Origin of the sequence: Micromonospora sp. NPDC005707, from assembly GCF_040631005.1 — a bacterium.
Taxonomy (GTDB): domain Bacteria; phylum Actinomycetota; class Actinomycetes; order Mycobacteriales; family Micromonosporaceae; genus Micromonospora.
The window spans coordinates 150,164-160,127 of sequence record NZ_JBEXYR010000017.1; the positions used below are offsets into that span (position 1 = coordinate 150,164).

At 72.9% G+C, this 9,964-nt stretch carries 7 protein-coding genes; 3 read left to right on the forward strand and 4 right to left on the reverse strand.

What is annotated here, in order from left to right; genetic code table 11:
- Positions 1-109 precede the first annotated feature (109 nt).
- Positions 110-3,595, forward strand: coding sequence for a BTAD domain-containing putative transcriptional regulator (locus ABZ452_RS27860; protein ID WP_357948935.1), 3,486 nt, complete (start codon positions 110-112; stop codon positions 3,593-3,595).
- A gap of 27 nt (positions 3,596-3,622) precedes the next feature.
- Here the strand turns inward: ABZ452_RS27860 and ABZ452_RS27865 are convergent, their stop codons facing one another.
- A complete protein-coding gene (locus ABZ452_RS27865; RefSeq protein WP_357948938.1) occupies positions 3,623-4,210 on the reverse strand; it encodes a MarR family transcriptional regulator in 588 nt (195 codons plus the stop codon).
- Between the two features lie 86 nt (positions 4,211-4,296).
- On the opposite strand from ABZ452_RS27865, the gene ABZ452_RS27870 reads away from it, so the two are divergent.
- Complete coding sequence (locus tag ABZ452_RS27870; protein WP_357948941.1) at positions 4,297-4,887, forward strand: NADPH-dependent FMN reductase; 591 nt, start codon at positions 4,297-4,299, stop codon at positions 4,885-4,887.
- A gap of 125 nt (positions 4,888-5,012) precedes the next feature.
- Entirely contained in the window at positions 5,013-5,759 is a 747-nt protein-coding gene (locus ABZ452_RS27875; RefSeq protein WP_357948944.1) for an MBL fold metallo-hydrolase, read from the forward strand.
- A gap of 197 nt (positions 5,760-5,956) precedes the next feature.
- Here ABZ452_RS27875 and ABZ452_RS27880 read toward each other — a convergent pair whose 3' ends face one another.
- The 3 genes from ABZ452_RS27880 to ABZ452_RS27890 form a co-directional block, all read right to left on the reverse strand.
- Positions 5,957-6,943 (reverse strand): zinc-dependent alcohol dehydrogenase family protein, encoded by a 987-nt coding sequence (locus ABZ452_RS27880; protein WP_357948947.1) that lies wholly within the window; start codon positions 6,941-6,943, stop codon positions 5,957-5,959.
- A gap of 106 nt (positions 6,944-7,049) precedes the next feature.
- Positions 7,050-7,991 carry an inositol-3-phosphate synthase gene (locus ABZ452_RS27885; protein ID WP_357948950.1) on the reverse strand — a complete coding sequence of 314 codons (942 nt, stop codon included), beginning with the start codon at positions 7,989-7,991 and terminating at the stop codon, positions 7,050-7,052.
- Positions 7,992-8,042: 51 nt separating this feature from the next.
- Positions 8,043-9,964, reverse strand: a 1,922-nt coding sequence (locus tag ABZ452_RS27890; RefSeq protein WP_357948953.1) for a hypothetical protein, incomplete at its 5' end; no start/stop codon positions are given.

Consider the following 9,964-nt stretch of genomic DNA (forward strand, 5'->3'; position numbering starts at 1 on the left):
GTCTGACTCCGGTGACCGGACCGTAACGAGCCATCGTTTGCCGGCCGTTTGCCCATCGTTTTCGCGGCGTGGATCGCGGTAGGGTTTTTTCCCGAAGGCGGCGGTGGCGATGACGAAGCAGGAGCTGCACGTTCGCGTACTCGGCGGGGCCGAGCTGACGATCGACGGACGTCCACTGGTCGGGTTGGCCTCCGCCAAGGCGGCCGCGCTGCTGTTCTATCTGGCGGTGACCGGCACCGGACACTCGCGCTCGACGCTGGCGGGGATGCTCTGGAGCGACCTCCCCGAGTCGGCGGCCCGGGCCAATCTGAGGCTCGTGCTGATGAAGCTGCGCCGTGTGGTCCCCGAGCACGTCGTGGTGACCCGGCAGACGGTGGCGTTGACCGGTGGACCGCAGGTCCGGGTCGACGCCGCGGAGGTGACCCGGATGGTCGCCTCCGACCAGCACGACGACGACGAGCTGCTGGCGGCCGTCCGGCTCTGCCGCGGCGACCTCCTCGAAGGCTTCGAGGTCGCCGGTGCCCCGGTGTTCGATGAATGGCTGGCCGGGCGGCGAGCCGCCGTCCGCGCCGACATGCTCGCGCTCCTGGACCGTGCCGTGCGACGAGCCAGGGACCGCAGGGACGTGACGGGCGGGACCGAGGTGGCCCGCCGCCTGCTGGAGTTGGAGCGGCTGCACGAGGAGGCGCACCGCGCGTTGATGTGGTTCCTTGCCGTCGGCGGTCAGCCCAGCGCCGCTCTCGCCCAGTACGAGACCTGCCGCTACCTGCTCAGGGAGGAGTTGGGTATCGAGCCGTCGGCGGCAACCGTCGCTCTGCGCGACGAGATCGTCCGGGCCGGCGGATTCCGCGAGCTGGGCGTCCCCCCGGCGGCGGTCGGGCGACCCGACCGGGGTGCGACACCCGGGATCGCCCGGCCCGACCCGCCCCGCCCGCTCACCACGCTGATCGGCCGCGACGGTGAGCTGACCCGCCTGCACGAGCTGCTCGACGACCCCACCTGCCGGCTCGTGACCCTGCTCGGGCCCGGCGGCATCGGCAAGACGCGGCTGGCGGTGGAGGTCGCTGCCACTCGGCACACCCGTCACGGCGACGGGACGGTGTTCGTGTCGTTCGTGGGAACGAACCCGGCCCGTCTCGACGAGGCCGCGGATCTGGTCGTCGCCAACCTCGCCCGCGCGCTGGAGGTGCCGTTGGCGGTGCCCCGCGACCCGCTGGACCTGCTCGCCGAGCACCTGGCCGGCCGCGAGGTGTTGCTGGTGCTCGACAACCTGGAGCACCTCCGGGACGGGGCGGGTGTCATTGCCGAGCTGCTGCGCAGGGCGACGGGCCTGCAGGTGCTGGTGACCTCCAGGCGACCACTGGGACTGGGTGTGGAGTGGCTTGTCGAGGTCCCCGGCCTGCCCTACCCGCCGCTCGCCTGCGACGCGGACGCCGCCGACTACGAGGCGGTGCAGCTCTTCGAAGCGCGGGCCCGGCTGTTGCGTCCGGACTTCCGAGCCGGCGACGACGCGGAGGGCATCGGCCGCGTGTGCCGCCTGGTGGCCGGCGTGCCGCTGGCCATCGAGCTGGCCGCCCGCTGGACGCGGTCCGTCGGCCCCGCCGCCATCGCCGACCGGCTCACCGACGGGCTCGAACTGCTCGAGACCACCTCACCGGACGTCGACGACCGGCACCGCAGCCTCCGCTCGGTGTTCAACTGGTCATGTCAGCTTCTCACCGGGGACGAACTCGACACTCTTCGCCGGCTCTCGGTGCTGCGCGGCGGGTTCGATCTGGAAGCCGCCGCCGCTGTCGCGGACGCCGACCTTCCGTTGCTGGCGGGCCTGGTCGACCAGTCGTTGGTCGCGGTCGGCGCGGACGGCCGCTACGAGATGCACGAGCTACTACGGCAGTATTCCGCCGAGCTTCTGGCCACGGACCCCGCTGACGAGTCGCGGACGCGCCGGCGCCATGCCGAGCACTACGCCTCGCTGCTGCCCACCTCGGCGGACGCTCTCACCGGTGACGGCGCCAGGCTGGCCGCCGAGGCGGAGAATCTGCGGGCGGCCATCGACTGGCTCGTCCGTCATGCCGAACCGTCCGCGCTGGACGGTCACCTCCAGCGCGTCTGGGCGCTGTACCGGCGAACCGGCTGGTTTCGGGAGGCGCGGGCGTACTTCGAGGCGGCACTGGACCGTCCGGAGATCACGCCCCTGCAGCGGGCCCGCTGGCACCGCCTGCTCGGCGAAGCACATCAGCAGCTCGGTGAGGCGACCGCGGCGCGGCACCACCTGGAGCGCGCACTACAGGTGCTCGGCAGCAGGGTGCCGGCGGCGACGGCGGGATGGCTCGGGGTACTCGGGCTGCAGCTCGGCCTGCGCGCGCTGCGCGGCCCGCTGCCGGGCGGCACCGTCACACGTAACGCGGACCGGCGGGCCGCGGCCCGGGAGCGTGCTGCCACGTGCTTCACCATCGCCGAGGTCTACTGGGTGCTCGAGAAGCAGCTTCCGGTGCTCCCCACCTCGATCTGGGCGTTGAACGACGCCGAACGTGCCGGGGACGTCGATCTCACCGTCCGGGCGCAGGCCGGCGTCGGGATGATGCTCGGCACTCTCGGGTTGCACCGGACCGCGCGTCGCCACCTCAGTGCCGCGAGCGCCGCCGTCGAGCGGACCAGCGACCCGCTCACCGCCTGCTGGGTCGGCATCGTGGGCGGGCTCCACTGGACCGGGGTCGGCAACTGGGCGGCGGTCGACGCCAACGCCGCCCGGGTGCTGAACCTCCGACGCCGGACACCCATGCACCGGTGGGCCGACGAGGCGGTGCTCATCAGCGGGATCGCCCGCTATCTGACCTCGCGCTACGAGGAGGCGGCCGCAGCGGCCGCCGAGAGCATGGCATCCGGTCGCGACCGCCGCGACCCGATCGTGCACCTGTGGGGTCTGCTCCTTCTGATCGAGACGGCTCTTCGGGCCGAACCGGATGCGCCGGCGTTGGCCAACTGGTGCGAGGAGGCCGAACGGCTCCTGCCGAAGGTGGCCACGATCGACGCCGCGCGCTTCCACGCGGCCACGGCCAGGCGGCATCTCGCCGCCGGCAGGTGGGCGGACGCCTGGCAGGCGATCGGCACCGCCGATCGCCTGATGGGTCCACGCCCGTCCTTCGAGCAGTACGCCCTCGAGGCCCACGCCGGTGTCCCCGAGGTCTACCTGACGCTCCTGGAGCTGGCCGGCAGCGGTGAGACCTCGGGAGAGCTGAGCTCGGGCACCCTGCGCGCGGCCGCGGCCGCCGCCCTGCGCCGGCTGCGTCGCTACGCCCGCACGGTTCCCATGGCCCGCCCGAGGGCGCTCATCTGCGCGGGGTGGTACAGCTGGCTCGATGGCCGCGCCGGGGCCGCCAGGCAGGCGTGGGTCCGAGCCGTTGGCGAGGCAGCGAGGCTTCAGATGCCCTACGAGCTGGCACGCTCGCACTACGAGCTCGGTCGTCACCTCGCTCCGGGTCAGCGGTCACCTCTTTCCCTGAGCGGTTCCGAGCACCTGGAGGAGGCGATGGCCGGTTTCCGCGGCGCCGGCTGCAGCGGGGATCTTCACCGCGTCCAGGTGCTGCTGAGCTGACCATGTCGTCAAGGACCGGAACCGGGGTCAGGGGTTCCCGTCCCCCCGGTTCCGCTCCATGACGTGATCCTGCTGCTGCCCCGCGCTTTCGCGGTTGCTGGTGGCGAGGTGAACGCTCCGGTTGTCGGCCGTTCGCGGGGCCGGGCCGCCGGTGCGGGAGATGCCCGTGAGGCCGGCGGCGTCGGCCACCCGCTCGGCGATGTCCGTCAAACGGGTCAGGTCGTGCTGGTCGAGCTGGTCGAACAGCACCCGGCGGACCGTCTCGACGTGCCCCGGGGCGGCGGCGGTGATCGCCGTGCGGCCGAGGTCGGTGAGTTGGACCATCGTGCCCCGCCGGTCGGTCGTGCTGCCGGACCGCGCGATGAGCCCGCGCTGTTCCATGCGCCGGAGCTGGTGGGCGATGCGGCTTCGGTCCCAGCCGATGAGCGCGGCCAGGTCCCGCACGCGCAGCGCTTCGCCGCTCTGGGAGAGCGGGACCAGCACGTCGTAGTCGGCGGGCGACAGCCCGGCCTCGGCGAGCTGACCGTCGATCGCCACGTCGAGCGCCCGCCGCATGCGCAGGAAGGCCAACCACAGACGTTCTTCCTCGGGGTTCAGCCACCGGGGTTGGGTCATGCGTCACAGTCTACGACGAGTTGCTGACACATCAGCATCTTGCGGATAGGTTGCTGATACGTCAGCGACTTTCGAGGAAACGAAGCATGCCTACCTTGCAGATCATCATTGCCAGCACCCGGCCGGGCCGGCTCGGCCTGCCGGTCGCCGAGTGGATCCAGGCCGCCGCGGTCAAGCACGGCGGCTTCGACCAGGTGGAGCTCGTCGACCTCGCCGAGTGGAACCTGCCGTTCATGAACGAGCCGAACCACCCGCGCCTGCGCCGCTACGAACACCAGCACACCCGCGACTGGAGCGCCACGATCGACCGCGCCGACGCGTTCCTGATCGTCATGCCGGAGTACAACTACGGCTACACGGCCCCGCTCAAGAACGCGATCGACTACCTCGCGCATGAGTGGGCCTACAAGCCGGTCGGCCTGGTCAGCTACGGAGGCGTCAGCGCCGGCACCCGTGCCGCGCAGATGATCAAGCAGGTGCTGACCACGCTGAAGATGACGCCGATCCCCGAGGCCGTACACATCCCGTTCGTCGCCACGTTCATCGACGACGACGGCGCGCTGCGACCCAACGACACCATGGACGCCAGCGCCGAGGCGATGCTCGACGAACTGGTGCACTGGACCTCCGCCCTTACCCCGCTGCGGGAACGAGCACGGCAGCGCGCCGCCGGATGATCTTCCTGGCGTAACGGACGGTCCACACTCGTCGGTCCCGGACGTCGGTCCTTCGCCGCATCGCGGCGGAGGATCGACGTCCGGCAGGATCGAAACGGCATCGTCGCGCTGGCAGACTTGCCGACATGGTCGACTGGTATACGCAGACCGACGTGGGTAGCGACGTCATCCGGATCTCGGAACCGCACGCCAACGAACTGGTGTCGGCCAACTTCTGGTGGTTGCGCGGCGACGATCGGGACATCGTGGTCGACGCCGGGCTCGGTGTCGTCGCCCTGCGGGAGGCGATTCCGGGCCTGTTCGAGCGCGAACCGATGGTCGTGCTCACCCATGCGCACCTGGATCACGTCGGTGGGGCGCCTGAGTTCGACGACCGGGCCGCCCACCCCGCCGAGGCGGGGGTGCTGGCCGCGGGTGTACCGGCGAGCCTGTACGGCGCGGAGCTCTTCGACAAGCTGGGGATCGACGCAGCGGGAGAACCTGTCCCGGCGGTCATGATCGACGTCCTGCCCGATCCCGGCTACGACCCGGCCACCTATCGCGTCGAACCCATGGCCCTCAACCGCAGGCTCGACGACGGCGACCGGATCGACCTGGGCGGGCGGGCACTGACTGTGCTGCACCTTCCCGGCCACACACCGGGAAGCATCGCCCTGTTCGAGGAGCGCACCGGGACCCTGTACTCCGGCGACGTCGTCTACGAGGGCGCCCTGATCGACAACCTGCCGAACTCCGACGTGGCTGCGTACCGGCGAAGCATGGAGTTCCTCGCCGACCTCGACGTGTCCGTCGTCCATCCCGGCCACGGGCACAGCTTCGACAGGACACGCCTTCGCCAGTTGGCCGAGACCTACCTGCGCGGGAAAGCTTAGGTGGAGCCGGGTTCGAGGGTCAGCGCGGCGTGGGCGACGAAGCCGTCCACCACGTCCGGCCGGTAGTGGATTCGGCTGAGCCGACGCCGCCCGCGGCGCCGATGGCCATCACCTGCCGGTCCGGGTGGTCACCGCGACCCGGCGGGAGCCGCCCAGGAACCGTCGCTCCCGCGTGAGCCACCGGCCCCGCGACGCGATCAGCTTCCGACGTCGACGACGACCTTGCCGGCCGCGGTGGCGCCGGCGACCACGTTGTGCGCCTCCGTCACCGTGTCGAGGGTGAATCGGCGCGGGTCGAGTCGTGGACGCAGCGCCCCGGCGTCGGCCAGGGCCGCGGCCTCGCGCAGGATCTCGCCGTGATGCTCCCGGCCCGCTCCGGTCAGCATGGGCAACAGGGTGAACACCCCGGAGTACGTCGCGCCACGGAACGACAGCGGCGCGAGCGAGTGGGATCCCCAGCCCAGTGCGCTGACGACGTGCCCGTGGTAGGTGCGCACCGCCGCGAACGACGCGTCGAGCGTGGCACCGCCCACGTTGTCGGCGACGATGTCGAAGCCCTCACCCGCGGTGTGCCTCGCCACGTACTCGTCCACGCCGGTCGTGGTGTAGTCGATCGGCACCGCGCCCAGCTCCTCGATCACCCGCAGGCTCGACGGGGTGCCCGTCGCGTACACCTCGGCGCCCCGGGACCGGGCGAGTTGGATGGCCACGTGCCCGACACCGCCGGCGCCGCCCTGCACCAGCACCTTCTGCCCGGCGTGGACCCCGGCCCGATCGATGAGCCCCTCCCACGAGGTGATCACGGCCAGCGGCAACGCGGCCGCCTGACGCATGGACAGCGTGCGCGGCTTGCGCGCCAGCAGCCGGGCATCCACCGCGGCGTACTCGGCCAGCGAGCCCTGCAGAGCACCGACGCCGCCGGTGAGCCCGTACACCTCGTCGCCCGGCTCGAAGCCGGTCACCCCGGGGCCCACCGCGTCGACAACGCCGGCGAGGTCCAGACCGAGCACCGCCGGCGGTTGGACGCGGGCATGCGGAGCCGCCCCCGCCTGGATCTTGGTGTCCAGCGGGTTCACGCCACTGGCCACGACCCGTACCAGCACCTGACCGGCACCAGCGGTCGGCCGGTCGATCTCGTCGACCGTCAACGGAGCACCGAACTCCCGTAGCACCACGGCACGCATGACTGCCCGCATTTTCTGTTCAACGATCCGGCTCGCGGGACGGCCCGGGCGCGGTCCGGGACACCCGGGAGGCCCTCGGCTACCCGGCGGCGTCGCCTCGTCGGTCTCAGATCGCCGTCCCCGGTGGCGACTTCAGCATCGACGCCGCCTCGGGGAGGTACCCGCCGCGCCCCGCGCGCAGTGCGGCGGCGGCCATACGGACCAGGTCGATGTTGACGCCGGCCGCGCCGCTCGGGTCGTGCACCTTCAGCCGCACGTCCAGGCTCACCGCCGTGCCGCCCCAGCCCTGCGCCTCGACGTTGAGGTGGGCGATCTTCTGCGACCCCAGGTGCGGGAGGTACCCGAGCGGGGCCATCGCGACCTTGTCCGAGCCCACCGCGTTCGCCTTGGACCGCTGCTTGGTGTTCGGGTGCTCGACCAGGTTACGGAAGTCCTCGGTGCCGCCCAGGTTGACCTGGTAGGAGCTCACCAGGGTGAGGCCGCGCTCCGCCAGCAACCGCAGCAGCGTGTGATGCACCACGGAGGTGCCGAACTGGCTGGCCAGGTCGTCACCGAGCAGCGGCAGGCCGGCCGCCTCGAAACGGTCGACCCAGGAGGGGTCCCGGGCCACCCCGTCGGACGTGGTGTTGACGAACGCCACGCCCGCCCGCAGCGCCGCCTCGGCGTAGGCGCGGGCGGTTTCCGGCCGGCCGCTCGGCGCGGAGTAGAGCAGCACCTCGGCGCCCCGCAGCGCCTGTGCCACCCGCTCGATCTCCGTCGCGTCCACGAGACCGCGCTGCACCGTCACGCCCGACGGCGGCAGTTCCGCGTCCAGGCGGGGGAAGTTGTTGGGCGGCTGGAAGATCGCCTCGTGCAGGTCCGTGCCCACCTTGCCGTCGGAGATGGCGAACGCCGCGACGACGTCGACGTCCCCGACGCCCAACCCCGCCACCTCGGCGCGGTGGATGCCCACGAGGCTGCCGGTGCGGCGGTAGAAGTGGAGCCCCTGCACCAGCGCCGACGTGTTGTTGCCGACGCCGACGACCGCGACCTTCGCGCTTTCGATCATGGCAGGAGGCTACCCGGCAGATCCGCTCGTCATGATCCGGTGGCCGCCGGGTCAGAAGTCCACGATCTTCAGCAGGACGATCGCGTCCGGGTCGTTGCTGAGGATCCGCCGCGCGTGCGCCAGGGCCCGGTCGCCGGGCGCCCGGTCGTACTCGATGTGGATCCGCCGGCCGTTCAAGGTCGCCTGCACGTCGGGGCGGTTCGTGCCGAGCCGGAAGCTGTCGGTGACGTCGACCTGGGTCTGGTTGATCCGGAAGTCGCTGGCGCCGGCCGCCTCCAGCAACTCGATGTCGTGCCGTACGTCGATGTTCTGCACGCTGCTGCGCCCCACCCCACGGCTGGTGAACTGGCCGGACGCGTCGCGGATCGGGATCGCCGCGGGCGCGGCGCGGGTCGGCACCGGCCCGCTGGTGGGCAGCGCGGCCTCGAAGTCGGCCCGGGTCATCGGGGTGGCGTCGCCGAGGATCGCATCCGGCACCCCGGCCTCCCGGGCGACGGCCTGGCTCTCCGCCGCGGCGAGTTCCGGACGCGGCCGGCCCGGGCCCTGGTGGCCGGGTCCGAAGTGCTCGCCCGCCTCCGCCAGGTCGGCCTCGGCCTGGGCGGCCAGGCCGGTGCGGCCACCGGCCCGCTCGGCCATCTCCTGCCGCACCCGGGCGGCCAGCTGCGCGAAACCCTCCGGATCGGCCGCCGCAGCCCGTTCCAGTTCCTCCCGGCTCAGCCGCTGCCCGAGTCCCTCGGCCTCGGCCATCAGCCGGTCGATCTCGGCCGCGTGCGGGCTGCGCGCCCCGGGCAGGCGCGGCGGGCCGCCGGTGGTGTAGCGGCCCAGCGAGGTACGGCTGGCGATCATCTCCACCTCGTAGACCCCGGGGCCGACCGGGGTGGCGGCGAACGTCTCGATCCAGCGGTACCGGCGCTTGAGCACCATGAGCGAGGCCAGCAGCACCGGGACCGGGCTGTCGAGCGCGTCGTTGGCGGCCTCGATGGCCCGGGCCTCGGCCACCGCCTCCGGGTACTGGGCGGCCTTGGCCGCGTCGTCGGCCAGGGTCGGGGCGCCCGCTTCGTCGGTGGCGCGGACCGCTCCCTCGCCCAGCTCGTCGGCCTCCCGGGTGGCCGCGCCCTCGGCGCCTTCCCGGCCGGCCCGCGCCGTGCCGGCCTCGGTGGCCTCGCGGGCGGCGCCGGCCTCGACCGCCTCCCGGCCGGTGCGGGACACGCCGGTCGTCGCGCCCTCCCGGGCCACGCCCGCCTCGACCGCCTCTCGGGCGGTGCGCGACGCGCCGGCCTCGGCGCCCTGGGCGGCCCGGCTCGCGGCGAGGGCCGCCTCGTCGCCCAGGCCGAGCATCCGCCCGGCCAGCCCCTCGACCCGTTCGAGGAGGCCGGCGGCGAAACGGAACCGGCTGAGGAAGCCGCGCGCGGCCCCGATGCCGCGCATGAGCGGTCCGCGCAGCGGGCGCAGCGCCCGGCCCAGCACGCCGAGCAGCTCGCCGCCGAGGTCCAGGAAGCGCAGCAGGTAGACCAGCAGGGTGCGCAGTCCCGGCTCGACGGCCTTCAGGGCGGCGTAGTTGCCCGCGCTGAAGTAGATGATGGCGGCCTGGAGCAGCAGGAACCCGGCCACGAAGCCGATCTTCCGGCCCAGCTCGAAGTCCGGCAGCATGATGAATTCGAGCAGCGCGTCGGCGGCCCGCGCGCCGAGCGACTGGGCGCCGGCGACCATGGCCGCCCAGGCGTCGCCGAGGAGCTGGGCCAGCCCGCCCACGGAGGCGCCCTCGCTCTGCACCTCGCCCCGCATGTCGGTCTCGAGGGTGGCGGGGTCGATGTCGACCTCCACCGCGCCGGCCGCCGCCTCGGCGAGGGCGCCGGCCGGCAGCGCCGCGACGATCTGCGCGTCGGTCGGCGCCCCGGGCACCGCCGCCAGCTCGACGGCGCCACCGCCCCGGCCCCCCACCAGAACCGGCCGCCCGGTCCCGCCGGTGGATC

Bases quoted from the DNA above. Each gene is read 5' to 3' on its own strand.
- ABZ452_RS27880 (WP_357948947.1), bottom strand. From the start codon at position 6,943: ATGCGTGCCGTGGTGCTACGGGAGTTCGGTGCTCCGTTGACGGTCGAC.
- ABZ452_RS27870 (WP_357948941.1), top strand. From the start codon at position 4,297: ATGCCTACCTTGCAGATCATCATTGCCAGCACCCGGCCGGGCCGGCTC.
- ABZ452_RS27885 (WP_357948950.1), bottom strand. From the start codon at position 7,991: ATGATCGAAAGCGCGAAGGTCGCGGTCGTCGGCGTCGGCAACAACACG.
- ABZ452_RS27860 (WP_357948935.1), top strand. From the start codon at position 110: ATGACGAAGCAGGAGCTGCACGTTCGCGTACTCGGCGGGGCCGAGCTG.
- ABZ452_RS27865 (WP_357948938.1), bottom strand. From the start codon at position 4,210: ATGACCCAACCCCGGTGGCTGAACCCCGAGGAAGAACGTCTGTGGTTG.
- ABZ452_RS27875 (WP_357948944.1), top strand. From the start codon at position 5,013: ATGGTCGACTGGTATACGCAGACCGACGTGGGTAGCGACGTCATCCGG.